At 66.0% G+C, this 13,520-nt stretch carries 11 protein-coding genes; 8 read left to right on the plus strand and 3 right to left on the minus strand.

From position 1 onward, the window contains the following. Positions 1–59 precede the first annotated feature (59 nt). Complete coding sequence (locus tag ACHQ4I_RS01495) at positions 60–482, plus strand: MarR family winged helix-turn-helix transcriptional regulator (protein WP_420769811.1); 423 nt, start codon at positions 60–62, stop codon at positions 480–482. Between the two features lie 79 nt (positions 483–561). Here ACHQ4I_RS01495 and ACHQ4I_RS01500 read toward each other — a convergent pair whose 3' ends face one another. Then, complete coding sequence (locus tag ACHQ4I_RS01500) at positions 562–1,434, minus strand: helix-turn-helix domain-containing protein (protein ID WP_420769812.1); 873 nt, start codon at positions 1,432–1,434, stop codon at positions 562–564. A 223-nt stretch (positions 1,435–1,657) separates the two neighbouring features. Then, on the minus strand, positions 1,658–2,251 hold the full coding sequence (locus ACHQ4I_RS01505) for a DUF4282 domain-containing protein (RefSeq protein WP_420769813.1): 594 nt from the start codon (positions 2,249–2,251) through the stop codon (positions 1,658–1,660). A 185-nt stretch (positions 2,252–2,436) separates the two neighbouring features. On the opposite strand from ACHQ4I_RS01505, the gene ACHQ4I_RS01510 reads away from it, so the two are divergent. The 3 genes from ACHQ4I_RS01510 to ACHQ4I_RS01520 all read left to right on the plus strand — a co-directional run bounded on the left by ACHQ4I_RS01510 (position 2,437) and on the right by ACHQ4I_RS01520 (position 6,079). Continuing rightward, complete coding sequence (locus ACHQ4I_RS01510; RefSeq protein ID WP_420769814.1) at positions 2,437–2,922, plus strand: hypothetical protein; 486 nt, start codon at positions 2,437–2,439, stop codon at positions 2,920–2,922. A gap of 140 nt (positions 2,923–3,062) precedes the next feature. Beyond that, positions 3,063–5,252, plus strand: coding sequence for a molybdopterin-dependent oxidoreductase (locus ACHQ4I_RS01515; RefSeq protein WP_420769815.1), 2,190 nt, complete (start codon positions 3,063–3,065; stop codon positions 5,250–5,252). A 215-nt stretch (positions 5,253–5,467) separates the two neighbouring features. Beyond that, complete coding sequence (locus tag ACHQ4I_RS01520) at positions 5,468–6,079, plus strand: pyridoxamine 5'-phosphate oxidase family protein (protein WP_420769816.1); 612 nt, start codon at positions 5,468–5,470, stop codon at positions 6,077–6,079. Positions 6,080–6,157: 78 nt separating this feature from the next. Here the strand turns inward: ACHQ4I_RS01520 and ACHQ4I_RS01525 are convergent, their stop codons facing one another. After that, positions 6,158–6,613, minus strand: a complete 456-nt coding sequence (locus ACHQ4I_RS01525; RefSeq protein WP_420769817.1) for a GtrA family protein — start codon at positions 6,611–6,613, stop codon at positions 6,158–6,160. 153 nt (positions 6,614–6,766) lie between these two features. Here ACHQ4I_RS01525 and ACHQ4I_RS01530 point away from each other — a divergent pair, with 153 nt between their 5' ends. The 4 genes from ACHQ4I_RS01530 to ACHQ4I_RS01545 all read left to right on the plus strand — a co-directional run bounded on the left by ACHQ4I_RS01530 (position 6,767) and on the right by ACHQ4I_RS01545 (position 13,489). Beyond that, the gene (locus tag ACHQ4I_RS01530; RefSeq protein WP_420769818.1) at positions 6,767–8,221 is read left to right on the plus strand and encodes a decaprenylphosphoryl-beta-D-ribose oxidase; all 1,455 of its coding nucleotides are present in this window, start codon (positions 6,767–6,769) and stop codon (positions 8,219–8,221) included. Further along, positions 8,218–8,979 carry a decaprenylphospho-beta-D-erythro-pentofuranosid-2-ulose 2-reductase gene (locus ACHQ4I_RS01535; RefSeq protein ID WP_420769819.1) on the plus strand — a complete coding sequence of 254 codons (762 nt, stop codon included), beginning with the start codon at positions 8,218–8,220 and terminating at the stop codon, positions 8,977–8,979. The genes ACHQ4I_RS01530 and ACHQ4I_RS01535 overlap by 4 nt, the downstream gene beginning before the upstream one ends. A gap of 349 nt (positions 8,980–9,328) precedes the next feature. Beyond that, a complete protein-coding gene (locus ACHQ4I_RS01540) occupies positions 9,329–11,434 on the plus strand; it encodes an arabinofuranosyltransferase (RefSeq protein ID WP_420770163.1) in 2,106 nt (701 codons plus the stop codon). Between the two features lie 345 nt (positions 11,435–11,779). Then, on the plus strand, positions 11,780–13,489 hold the full coding sequence (locus ACHQ4I_RS01545) for a glycosyl transferase (RefSeq protein WP_420769820.1): 1,710 nt from the start codon (positions 11,780–11,782) through the stop codon (positions 13,487–13,489). Positions 13,490–13,520 lie beyond the last annotated feature (31 nt).

The raw sequence follows: 13,520 nt of genomic DNA on the forward strand, positions 1-13,520 counted from the left end.
TAAATGCCAACACATTTAATGCGCTTGCATCAGCCGGTGCGGAGCACTAGGATAGGGCCATGTCGAAGCCGTCGACAACAGAATTAATCGGGCGCGACGCAGCGCCCACCGGGTTGGTCGCCGAGTGGCGTGAGCTGCTCGACCGGCACGCCGCCGTGAGCTGTGCGCTCGAGAAAGAGCTGCAGGGCAAGCACGATATCGGCCTCAGCGAGTTCGAGACGCTGGACCGGCTGATCGACGCCGCGTGTGGCGACTACCGGATGAGCGATCTGGCCAACGACATCTACCTGAGCCAGAGCGCGCTCTCGCGCGCGGTCGCGCGGTTGGAGCGTGACGGCCTGGTCTCGCGCAGCATGTGCGCCGAGGACCGGCGTGCGATTTTCGTCTGTCTCACCGAAAAGGGGCGCGAGGTCTACGAATCGGCGCTCCCCACGCATCGCGAGGTGCTCGAGCGCACCTGGGGTAACCGCCAGAAGTGCTGAGCACTCACCCACCACGCCTTCCCGGCCACCACGGAGCTCGTCTTACGAGCGAGGTTCGCGGTGCGGTAGGCGCTGGGAACTAGATACTCTCGCGCGCTTCTTCGATGCCGGTGCGCGCGTCCACCGCGACCGACTTGATGCTCGCCAAAGCCTTTCGGTACCGCTCGATTTCGGGTTCCTTGTCCAGGTACACCGGACCGGTGAATGCCTCGAGGTAAACCACCGGAGGCTCTGGTAGCTCCCCCTGTGCCTCGGCGAATTCCAGCAGCACGAATCGGCCGGAATCCATGCCGTCGTGATAGCCGGAATCCGAGGGCACCAACTGAATTCGCACATTCGGCCGATCGCACATCCGCCGCAGGTGCTCCAACTGCTCGGCGGCCACCGCGGCACCACCGATTCTGCGCCACAGCAGCGCCTCGCTGATCACCACATCCAATTGCAGCGGCGCATCCTTGCGGGTGACCAATGCCTGCCTGGCCATGCGCAACTGGACCCGGCGATCGATCTCGGCCTCCGGCGCGTCCGGGCGCGCGGACCGCAGCAGCGCGCGGGCATAGGCCTCGGTCTGCAGCAGCCCGGGGACCAGCTCGTTCTCATAGGTGGACAGCGCGCGGGCGGCCTCCTCGAGCCCGATGTACACCTCGAAACCCTCGGCGATCACATCGCCGTATCCGGTCCACCAGCCCCGCGCCTTGGTCTCCCTGGCCAGTGCGGTCAACGGTTCGACGAGATCGGTTGGCGCACCGTAGATCTTGCACATGGCCTCGACGTCCAGACTGCGCAGCGAGGTCTGCCCGGTTTCGATGCGCCAGATCTTGGCCTCGGACCACTCGAGCTGCTGGGCCGCCATCCTGGTGGTCATCCTGGCCCGGTTGCGCAGATCGCGCAGATGCCGTCCGAGCTGCCTGCGGGGCATGGTCGAACCGGTCGTGCCCTGCGGTAAAGCCATGCTTTCCCCCTAGCGCCATGCGCCGAATCACCCGGTTGACCTCCCGCGCCAGCCGGTCCGATGCTTCTCCTGATCGGGTATCGGCATGCGATATCCGGAAACCCGAACAGCATTGTTTCACAGTAAAACTGACACAGGTCACGATGGGTGTCCCAGGTACGCCAATGGCGCACCAAAGCCGAACAGGTTCCGGCTGGCGATGATCCGGTAATTAAGCCCGGTTTTACTTCCTTTCGCCGCGCTTGCGGAAGCGCCAGAACTGCACGGCGCGAACGTCTTCGGAGAGCTGGTTGACCGGCTCGGCGACATCGGAGAGCGCCTGGAACAGATCGTCGGCGAGATCGGCGATGTGCTCGACCCTGGACGCCAGCTTGGACGCGTTCTCCAGGAATTCGAGCAGCAGGCGCACGACGGCCGCGATGGTCAGGCCGAGCGGTACCGCGATCAAACCGGCCAGCACCCCGAGAACCGCCGAGACCTGCCACATCAGCACCGTCAGCGTGATCGGGATGCCGATCGCGAAGGCCAGGCCGAGCATGTACGCCAGCGGCAGCAGTGTCCGGGTCGCGGGACGGTGGAACTGCACGTCGAGCAGGCCGCGGGCCGCTTCGGCGCTCCAGGCCCGCGGACTCTCGAAGGGCTCGGCGGGTTCCGGCCCCTCCGAGCCGCGCGCGAATCGCTTCTCTTTCCAAGCGATCCAGCGTGATTCGGTATCGAGCTCTGCCGAACCCGGCACCCCGGCGCCATTGGACTCATCCGGCCCACCAGACGCCCGACCGCCACCCCCCACGGAATCGCTACGCGATGCTGAACTCATATCGCGATCCTTCCCCCAATTTCACCACCCGCCAATAGGTGTCTCGGCGATAGCCATCGCGCACCGGGTGAGACGAACCCGACAGTAACCAAGATCTTTTGTACAACCCGTAACGCTCTGCCCACCCCGTCCCGATACCCCCCACGTATGCAGGACCCAGATCTATCGGGGAATGGAGAAAGACAGTGCGCACCACGTTTCCGACTTCCGCATCGGCGGCAGAAATGACTGCCGCGGCGCAGGACTACATCCAGCGCGGGTGGACGATCGCTGAAACGGCCAACGGAATCTGCCTGATCACCGACGAGGACCTGTCGGGCATCGAGATCAGCGGTGAGCTGGCCGGTGAGGTACGCCGGTTCCTGCGCGCGAACGACCTGACCGGTCCGGTGATCGAGATCCCCGGCGCAGAGCGTCGCGAGATCCACCTCGTCACCGGCTTGCGCAAGGCCACGATGGCGCTCGAGGCGCTGCGCGAGGCGGGCGCCACCGTCTACACCGACGGCGACGGCATCCCGCTGCCCCCCACTCAGCTCACCACCGGCGAGGCTTGCTGGGGCGTGGCCCCGCGTGAGGCTCGCTGGATCCCGCCGGTCGTCGCGATCGGCGCGGCGGTTCGCTCGGCGCTTTCGCGTCGCGGCGAGACCGTCGCCACCACCGTCGCCTGCTGACGTACGCTCCCCCGCCTCTCCGCGTCTTTTGCCGGTCTATGGGTGCGCCAGGATTGGCGTCGCGGACCGGCGGCGGAGCGTCGTACCGGTCATTCTGATTTCGTCATGCGCGGATATCCATCGCGCGCGATGATAGGCGTATGGCCCAGATCACTGATGACACCCGGACGCTGTTGCGGACCTGCCCGCTGTGCGAGGCAGTCTGCGGACTCGAGATCACGCTCGACACACAAGACCGGGTGACCTCGGTTCGCGGTGATCGCGAGGATCCGTTCAGCAAGGGATTCATCTGCCCGAAGGGGGCCAGCTTCGGCCATCTGGATCAGGATCCGGATCGGCTGACCGAACCGATGATTCGGGACCGGGCGACCGACACCTGGCGCACGGCGTCCTGGGACGAGGCATTAGATCTTATCGCGCAGCGCTTCCCGGCGATCGTGGCCGAGCACGGAAATCAATCGGCGGCACTGTATCTCGGCAATCCGAACGCACATACCGTGGCCGGTGCGCTGTATCTGCCCGTGCTGATCCGGGCGCTGGGCACCAAGAATCTGTATTCGGCGAGCACCGCGGACCAGATGCCCAAACAGGTGGCGAGCGGGTTGATGTTCGGGGATCCACTGACCGTGCCGGTGCCGGATCTGGATCGCACCGACTATCTGCTCATGCTGGGCGCGAATCCGCTCGAGTCGAACGGATCGCTGTGTACCGCACCGGACTTCCCGGGCCGGTTGAAGGCTTTGCGCAAGCGTGGCGGCAAGTTCGTGGTAGTCGATCCCCGGGTGACCCGCACCGCGAAGCTCGCCGATGAGCATCTGTTCATTCGGCCTGGTAGCGATGCATATCTGTTGTTCGGGATCGTGCATACCCTGTTCGCGGAGAAGCTGACCGATATCAAGGTCGAGGTGGCCGGACTGGACGAGGTGCGCGCGGCCGCAGCGGAATTCACCCCGGAAGTGGTCGCGGAGCGTACCGGCGTACCCGCCGAGACGGTGCTTCGGCTCGCCCGTGAGCTATCGGCCGCGCCGACCGCGGCGGTCTACGCGCGAATCGGTACCTGCACAGCCGAATTCGGCACGGTCACGCAGTGGCTGGTCGAGGTGATCAATGTGCTGACCGGCAATCTGGACTCACCCGGTGGCGCGATGTTCGCGAATGCGGCGGCCGGCGGCATCAATCGCACCAAGCCGTTCCGCACCGGGCGCTGGGCCAGCCGGGTGCGCGGGCTGCCGGAGGCGATGGGCGAGCTGCCGGTGGCGACGTTGGCCGATGAGATCACCACGCCGGGGGCCGGGCAGGTGCGCGCGCTCGTCACCGTCGCCGGGAACCCGGTGCTCTCCGCGCCGAGCGGGGCGCGGTTGGACGCGGCATTCGCGGAACTGGAATTCATGGTGAGCGTGGACCGGTACCTGAACGAGACCACACGCCACGCCGACGTGATCCTGCCCCCGCCGCGGCCGGTGCAGTCGCCGCACTACGACTTCGCGCTGCTGCAGTTCGCGGTCCGCAATTACACGCGGTACTCGCCGCCGCTGGTACCGCTCGGTGACCGGCCCTCGGAGGCCGCGGTTCTGGCGCGCCTCGGCGCGGCGCTGACCGGTCAGCCGCATTCGGGCTCGACTGGACAGGACCCTTTGGCGGCAGTCGACGAGTTGATCATCGCGGGCACACTGCACAAGGCCGGCATATCGGAACGGCGGCCCGAACTCATCGGGGCGAACAGCACCGAACAGCGCATCGACATGATGTTGCGGCTCGGGCCCTACGGCGAGTGGAACGGCGGGACGCTGAATCTGCGAGTGCTGCTGGACAATCCGCACGGCGTCGATCTCGGCCCGCTGCGGCCACGACTGCCGGGCGTGCTGCGGACGGCGTCCAAGAAGGTGGAATTGGCGCCGCAGCCATTGCTGGACGATGTCGCGCGCATGCGGGCCAAGCTCGCCGACGCCGCGCCCGATGTGGTTTTGATCGGACGGCGCCAACTGCGATCCAACAACAGTTGGATGCACAATATCCCGACGCTGGTCAGCGGGTCGAATACCTGCACGCTGCATATCAATCCGGCGGATGTGGCGCGGTTGGGGCTCGGCGATGCCGCCGTGGTGAAGTCTGCCGCGGGGACGCTGACGGTGCCGCTGGAACCGACCGATGCCATCATGCCGGGGGTGGTGAGTCTGCCGCACGGGTGGGGTCATACCGATAGTTCGCAGACGGTGGCCCGGGCGCACGCCGGGGTGAATGCCAATGTGCTGACCGATGATTCGGTGGTGGATGTGCCGTCCGGGAATGCGGTCTTCAATGGCGTTCCGGTGACTTTGACGCCGGCCTGAGCCGTGCTCGATCCGACCGGCCGCGGCTAAATATTCCGGCCGGTCGGATTGTGGCTAATCTGTGGAAACCCTTGCGCTAACTAAAGTTTCAGTGCATTCTCAACATGGATTTTGCTGTGTTGCCAGACTAAAATGGACGGAATTTCGGTTTAGTCGCGGGCTCAGCGTCGAACCTGTTGCGGTGTGCCGGATTCCAGCTACCAGAGGGGGCGCAGATGCCCGGTACACATTGCGGCAGTGACGGTGAGCACGAACTGCAGGACAGGTACGGTACGCAGGACCGGGCCGAACGCTTCTACCAAGATCAAGTACTCGATCGGCTGAATCCAACGATGATCGAATTCATCGCCCGGATGGATATGGCGTTCATCGCCACCTCGGACAAGCACGGCGAATGCGACGCAAGCTTCCGCGCGGGCCTGGCCGGCTTTCTGCACGTGATCGACGAGCGCACGATTGCCTATCCGGAATACCGCGGCAACGGCGTACACGCCAGTCTCGGCAACATCCTGGAGAACCCACACGTAGGCATCCTGCTAATCGATTTCGCCCAGGATCTGATCGGCTTGCACATCAACGGTTCGGCACGGATCGTCGACGACACCGCGCTGCGCCGCACCGTCCCCGAACTACCCGACAACGTCAAGGGGAGAGCCGCCGAACATTGGGTGGTCGTCGACGTGGAAGAGGCATACATCCACTGCCGCAAGCACATCCCACATCTGGTCCCCGCAGCCCGCGAGCAGCGAGACTGGGGCACCGACAACATCCGTGCCAAGGGCGGCGACTACTTCAACACCAAAGCAACCCAACTACTACCCCACTGACCACCTACGCGTCGAGGAGAGTCGAATGGTGGTTGCGCGTGGGGGTCAGAGCCACCATGCGACTCCGCTCGACAGCGGCTAATGGATTTTGAAGATGACCAGGCGTTGGACGACGAAGTTGATGACAGTGGCGGTGCCCTGGGCGATGACGAAGGCCAGGGGCTGGCGCCACCAGTCGTCGGGGAGGGTGGCGTAGAGGATCTGGTTGATGCCGACCTGGACGGCGAAGGTGATCGCGTAGAGGACCACGACGGCGATGAAGCGGGCGCGGCTCGGCGGGGCTTGGAAGGTCCAGCGGCGGTTGATCAGGTAGGCGGTGGTGGTGCCCGCGATGAAGCTGATCGATTTGGCGACGCTGACCGGCAGGCCGATCAGGTTCAGCAGGAAGCTGTAGATCCCGTAGTCGACGATCGCCGACAGGCCGCCGGTGAGGGTGAAGCGGACTATCTGGGTCTTCAGGTCGACATCGGTTCCGCCCGGCTCGTCGACCAACGGCAGTTCGGCCGGGAGCGGCAGGTGGGGTTCGGCTTGCACGCCGACGAGAGTAACGCCGGTGACGCGGGACACGCCGACCGCAGCACCGATTGGACGTTTGTCCGGCCGGACGGAACCGATGTCACACCTCACATACTGGGGAGTACGGCGACGCCGACCGGATATCGGCTCATGCATGTAGCCTCTATGCCGATGTCCACGAAAGCTCCGACCGCCACCACAACCGGTAACTCCGGCGATGTCGCCGACGGCACCTTCACGCTGCCGACGCGGACCAAGACATTGACCGGGTGGGGTCGCACCGCACCAACATCTTCCGAAGTGCTCTCGACGAGCGATCCCGAACTGATCGCCAAGGCCGTCGCCATGGTCGCCGAGGACAACGACTCCAAGCCGGCCCACCTGCGTCGCGGCATCATCGCGCGCGGGCTGGGGCGCTCCTATGGCGATCACGCGCAGAACGCGGGCGGCCTGGTCGTCGATATGACGGCGCTGAACAACATCCACCGGATCGACCGGGACACCCGGATCGTCGATGTGGACGGCGGCGTGAGCCTGGACCAGCTCATGAAGGCGGCGCTGCCGTTCGGGCTGTGGGTTCCGGTGCTGCCGGGCACCCGGCAGGTGACGATCGGCGGCGCCATCGCCTCCGATATCCACGGCAAGAACCATCACAGCGAGGGCAGCTTCGGCAACCACGTGCGCTCGATCGATCTGCTCACCGCCGATGGGCAGGTGCAGCACATCACGCCCAAGCGCAATGCCAAGCTGTTCTGGGCGACCGTCGGCGGCAACGGACTCACCGGCATCATCCTGCGCGCGACCATCGAGATGGCGCCGACCGAGACGGCGTACTTCCTCAACGACGGCGTGAAGACCACCACGCTCGACGAGACCATCGCGGCGCACAGCGACGGCAGCGAGGCGAACTACACCTACTCGAGCGCGTGGTTCGACGTGATCAGCCCGCTGCCGAAGCTCGGCCGGGCCACCATCACCCGCGGCCGCCTGGCCAAGGTCGACGAACTGCCCAAGCGCCTGCGCAAGAAGCCGCTGAAATTCGATGCGCCGCAACTGATGACGGTGCCGGATATCTTCCCGAACTGGACGATGAACAAGTTCACCCTCCAGGCCATCGGCGAGGCGTACTACGCCATGGGCGGCAACTACACCGGCAAGGTGCAGAATCTGACGCAGTTCTACCACCCGCTCGACATGATCGCGGAGTGGAACCGCGGCTACGGTTCCAATGGATTCCTGCAGTACCAGTTCGTGGTGCCGACCGAGGCGGTCGAGGAATTCAAGCGGATCATCATCGATATCCAGGCGTCCGGGCACTACTCCGCGCTGAACGTTTTCAAGCTGTTCGGACCGGGTAACCCGGCACCGCTGAGCTTCCCGATGCCGGGCTGGAACATCTGCGTCGACTTCCCGATCAAGCCGGGTCTGAACGAGTTGGTGAGCGAGTTGGACCGCCGCGTCATGGAGTTCGGCGGGCGGCTGTACACCGCGAAGGATTCGCGCACCACCGCGGAGACCTTCCACCAGATGTACCCGCGGATCGACGAGTGGATCAAGATCCGCCGAAGTGTCGATCCCACAGGCGTTTTCATGTCCGATATGGCGAGAAGGCTGGAGCTCCAGTGATTAATGCCGTAGGCAATCCGCAGACCATCCTGCTGCTCGGCGGGACCTCGGAGATCGGCTTGGCGATCTGCGCCGAGTATCTGCGCAAGAGTCCGGCGCGCATCATCCTGGCCGCGCTGCCGGGTGATCCGCTGCGCGAGGACGCCGTCGCCGAGATGAAGGCGGCGGGCGCGACCCAGGTCGATGTCATCGACTTCGACGCGCTCGATACCGAGAGCCACCCGAAGGTGATCGACGCCGCCTGGGACGGGGGCGATGTGGACGTCGCCATCGTCGCGTTCGCACTGGACGGCGATCCGGAAGAGCTGTGGCAGAACCAGCGCAAGGCCGTGCAGGTCGCCGGAATCAATTACACCGCGGCGGTTTCCGTGGGTGTCCTGGTCGGCGAGAAGATGAAGAAGCAGGGCTTCGGGCGGATCATCGCCATGTCCTCGGTGGCCGGTGAGCGGGTGCGCCGCTCGAACTTCGTCTACGGCTCGACCAAGGCGGGGCTGGACGGCTTCTACCTCGGGCTCGGCGAGGCGCTGCGGCCGCACGGCCCGCGCGTGCTGGTGATCCGGCCGGGCATGGTGCGGACCAGGTTCTCGGCGCACGTCAAAGAGGCTCCGCTCACCGTCAACAAGGAAGACATTGCGGCACTGGCGGTTTCGGCCTCGCAGCGGGGCAAGGAACTCGTCTGGGCGCCCGGCACCTTCCGCTTCGTGATGATGATCCTGCGCCACATTCCGCGCCCGATCTTCCGCAAGCTGCCCATCTGATCTCACCGAGCCGCACCTCGTCCACCGCGCACGCGTTTGCGCGGGACAGGTGCGGCTCGTCTATATCCGCAACACACGGTTCCGTGGCCGCCCGGCGGATTCGGTGCCGACGGGACAGCAAGTCCGACAACAGCGCACGCCACCGTGCCATTTCCGTGGATACCATCGTCGCGGTTCGCCGGGACCGGTCGATGCGGTATTCGGCACCCTGCCCGTACGAGCGGACGGGCGGCGTGGCAAGTTCGGAGCCGACCTCGAGCCGTCGCATTGTCGAAGGAGCACTCCGTTGAGCACAGTCACGGCAGAACGCGCCGAGCACTCCGCACCGGAGCGCGGCCGAGGCTCGCTGTTGATCCGGCATATCGGCTCCGGGGTGGGTGAAGCGCTGCTGGCCGCCGTGGTGGCGGTGGTTGTGGCCACCGTTGGGCTGGTGGCGTTCTCGATGGTGCAGTGGCCGGCGTTCAACTCGTCCAATGTGACCAGGTCGTTGACCACGGTCGGGCAGGTCGGGGCCGCGGCGCTGTTGGGCCTGGCGATCTGGCTGGTGCGGGCGCGGCGGTGGCCGTGGGTGGCGAAAGCGCTGTCGTGGGTCGGGATCTCGACGTTCGTCACGGTGACGCTGGGGATGCCGCTGGCCGCGACGAAGCTGTATCTGTTCGGCGTATCGGTGGATCAGGAGTTCCGCACCGAATATCTGACCCGGCTGACCGACAGCGCGGCCCTGCACGATATGACCTACGCCGACCTGCCCCCGTTCTACCCGGCCGGATGGTTCTGGATCGGCGGCCGCGTGGCGAATGTGCTCGGCATGGACGGCTGGGCGGCATTCAAACCGTACGCGATCGGATCGCTCGCGGTGGTCGCGGTGATCGCGTTCGTCTTGTGGTCCAAACTGATTCGCGCGGACTGGGCAATCGGAGTCAGCGCGGCGACAACCGCCGTGGCGGTGGCATACGCGGCACCGGAGGCCTACAGCGCGGTCATCGTGCTGCTGCTGCCGCCCGCGTTGATCCTCGCGTGGGGAGCGCTGTACCGGCCGCTCGAGCTGACCTTCGTTCGCGCTGCGGCATCGAGTGGTGCTGGGGCGTCAACTGGTGAAGGAGCGGCAGGCAGCAGGGCCGCATCAGTTGGTGCCTCCGTGACCGATGGTGCCGCCACATCGGAAGACGCCGCCACATCAGCCGGCGCAGGCGCTGCGGGCAGTGGTGCGGCAGGCAGCGCCGCGACGGCGGGCGGTACCAGGAGTGTCGCAACGGCCGGCGGCTGGGGGGCGGTGATCGGGACCGGGCTGTTTCTCGGGATGGCGGCTTCGTTCTACACGTTGTATTTCGCGGTCGCGGCCTTTGCGGTCGGGCTGATGGGGTTGGTTTCGGCGGGGCTCGCGGTGCGGGCCCGGCGCGGCGCGGGCGGATCGGGTTCGGCATGGCGGGCGGCGGTGCCACCGCTGGTACGGCTGGTGGTGATCGGGGCGGTCGCGGGTGTGGTGGCGCTGGTCGTGTGGCTGCCGTTCGTGTTGAAGATGCTCGGTGGGACGATGCCGCGTTCGGGGACGGCGTTCCACTATCTGCCCGAAGGTGGGGCGCAGTTGCCATTCCCGATGGCGGAGTCCTCGCCGACGGGTACGTTCTTCCTGATCGGGACGGCGTGGCTGGTGCTGCGAGCGGCATCGTCGCGGCGGGCCCAGGCGCTCGGCATCGGCGTGGTGGCCATCTATTTGTGGTGCCTGCTGTCGATGGCGGCGACCGCTGCGGGCACGACATTGCTCTCGTTCCGGTTGACGCCGGTGCTCGAGGTGCTGCTGGCGGCGGCGGGGGCGTTCGGATTCGTGGAGGGTGCGCGGGAGGCCTACCGGGCGTTGAACGAGTCGAGAGGGTTCCGGATCGCCGTGGTCGTGGTCGCCGTCATCGGTGCGCTCACGTTCACTCAGGACATCCCCCAGGTACTGAAGCCGGAGATCACCACCGCCTACACCGATACCGATGGCAACGGTGAGCGCGCCGATAAGCGGGCTCCGGGTGCGGCGGCGTTCTACCGCGAGGTCGATGCGGCACTGCTCGCGCAGACCGGCAGGTCGCGGTCGGATTCGGTGGTACTCACCGCCGACACCAGCTTCCTGTCCTTCTACCCGTACTACGGTTTCCAGGCGCTCACCTCGCACTACGCGAACCCGCTCGCCGATTTCGCGGGCCGCGCCGCGACCATCGAGGCCTGGAGCAAGCTGAACTCATCCGCCGCGCTGGTGGATGCCCTCGGCAAGAGCCCGTGGCGGGCACCGGACGCCTTCCTCTTCCGCAGCAGCGGCGACGACTACACCCTGCGCCTGGCCAAGGACGTCTACCCCAACGACCCCAATGTGAAGCGCTACACCGTGAGTTTCCCCAAGAAGCTCTTCGCGGACCCGCACTTCACCACCACCGACATCGGCCCGTTCACCCTGGTCGTGGTCAATCGCTGACCCCGCCGGGTTCATCGGCGCTATCGCTGCGGACGGTCTGTCTCGTCGTCTCGACGCATGATTATTCGAGCACATGGGTAACTTGCCGGGGACCGGCCAACCGAACCCCCCATTGACCAACGGCAGCGCGCGGACGTTGCCAGGCGGTGCACAGGGTGTTTGGGTACGGTGGACGGCTGATCTGACCATTTACGGGAGAAGTTTGTTTTGCGGGTCGAGGCACCACCAGCAGTAGGCGTCGTTACCAGGGGATCGACACCGGCTGGCGGGGCTAGACCGGATCAGCGAACGGCCGAGCGGAGTCGGAGACGGATCCGGGTCGATCGCAGTGATCTGGTCGTTTCGGTGGGGTATCTGGCATTGGCCGTCACGGTGCTGTCCGGACAGTGGCGCAATACACACAGCGGATACCTGATCAAGAGCGGTCAGGACCAGACCATGTGGGAGTGGTTCTTCGCGGTCACCGCGCATTCGGTGGCGCATCTGCAGAATCCGCTCGGCACGAATCTGCAGAACTTCCCGGCCGGGGTGAACATGATGGCCAATACGGCCATGTTCGGCGTCGGGGTGCCGTTGACGCCCGTCACACTGTTGTTCGGGCCGACGGTCACCTTCGTGCTCGTCCTCACGCTCGGGCTCGCCTGCACGGCCTTCGCCTGGTACTGGCTGTTCTCGCGGGAGTTGGTGGAATCCAGGCTGGCCGCCGGGATCGGCGGGCTGTTCTGCGGTTTCGCGCCCGCGATGATCTCGCATGCCAACGCGCACCCGAATTTCGTTCTGCTGGTGCTGCTTCCGGTCATCGCACTGCTGCTGATCCGGATGGCGCGACGAGCGACGGATACCGAGAATGCCGAGCCGCGCAGGCGGGTTCGCGATGCGGTCGCGCTCGGCCTGCTGGTCGCGACGCAGATCGCGCTCGGCGAGGAACCACTGCTGATCTTCGCGCTCGCCTTCGGACTTTTCGCCCTCGCGTACTACCTGCACGCGCCGCGCACCGGCTGGCAGGTCGTGCGCGCCCTCACCCCGACCATCGCATTGGCAGCGGTGATCACCGTGATGCTCACCGAGATTCCGCTGTGGTGGCAGTTCTTCGGGCCGCAGAGTTATCGCTCGATCGATCACGGGCCGATGGGCAACGATCTCAAGGCCATCGTGCAATTCCCCGCCGAATCGCTCGGCGGGATGTTCGCACCCGGCCAGTACGTGTCCATGAACGACACCGAACAGAACGCCTATTTCGGCTGGCCGCTGCTGCTGTTGCTGGTCGTGACGGTGGCGCTGCTGTGGCGTGACCGGGTGGTCCGGTCCGCGGCTGTGGTGATCGCGGTCTTCGGGCTGCTGTCGCTGGGTGCGGTGGCCATGTTCGGCAAGCAGTCGACCGGGATCGAATTGCCCTGGCGGTGGGCCGAGAAGATCCCGCTGCTCAATACCGTGCTGGAGACCAGGCTGACCATGGCGGCGATACCGGCCATCGCGGCGGTGCTAGCGCTGGCGACGCAGCGGGCGGTCACGTCGTGGCGGCAGTCACCGGTCGATTGGCGGCCGCTGGCCTGGTTCCCGGCGCTCGCCCTGGCCTTGATACCGCTCACCCCGACCGTCCTGCCGGTGATCGAGCGGGCGCCGACACCGGAGTTCTTCGCCGACGGGACCGTCCGGCAGTACGTGAGTGGCGGCTCGGTCGTCATGGTGCCGCCACCGCGACCCCCCGCGGCGCAGGCCTTGCGCTGGCAGGCCGACGCGAATTTCGATTTCGCGCTCGCCGGAGGCTACTTCGTCGGCCCGACCGGTGCGGAAAAGAAGGGCATCTACGGACCGGACTTCCGTCCGACCACCGCCCTGCTGGTGCGCGCCCAGGACACCGGCGTCGTCCCGCCCATCGACGCCGAGACCCGGGCACAGGCCTCGGATGATCTGCGGTTCTGGGAGGCCGATGTGGTCGTGCTGCCCGCGACCAAGAACTCCGAGGTGCTGCGCTCCACCATGACGCAACTGCTCGGCGCCGCCCCACGACAGGTCGATGACGTGTGGCTCTGGGACGTCCGGCCGCTGCGCTGACCAGTGCTGCGAACGGTGGATCATCTCGGTG

Source organism: Nocardia nepalensis (genome assembly GCF_048910785.1).
In the GTDB taxonomy this organism is placed as follows: Bacteria; Actinomycetota; Actinomycetes; order Mycobacteriales; family Mycobacteriaceae; genus Nocardia; species Nocardia nepalensis.

Bases quoted from the DNA above. Each gene is read 5' to 3' on its own strand.
- ACHQ4I_RS01495 (WP_420769811.1), top strand. From the start codon at position 60: ATGTCGAAGCCGTCGACAACAGAATTAATCGGGCGCGACGCAGCGCCC.
- ACHQ4I_RS01500 (WP_420769812.1), bottom strand. From the start codon at position 1,434: ATGGCTTTACCGCAGGGCACGACCGGTTCGACCATGCCCCGCAGGCAG.
- ACHQ4I_RS01505 (WP_420769813.1), bottom strand. From the start codon at position 2,251: ATGAGTTCAGCATCGCGTAGCGATTCCGTGGGGGGTGGCGGTCGGGCG.
- ACHQ4I_RS01515 (WP_420769815.1), top strand. From the start codon at position 3,063: ATGGCCCAGATCACTGATGACACCCGGACGCTGTTGCGGACCTGCCCG.
- ACHQ4I_RS01520 (WP_420769816.1), top strand. From the start codon at position 5,468: ATGCCCGGTACACATTGCGGCAGTGACGGTGAGCACGAACTGCAGGAC.
- ACHQ4I_RS01530 (WP_420769818.1), top strand. From the start codon at position 6,767: ATGTCCACGAAAGCTCCGACCGCCACCACAACCGGTAACTCCGGCGAT.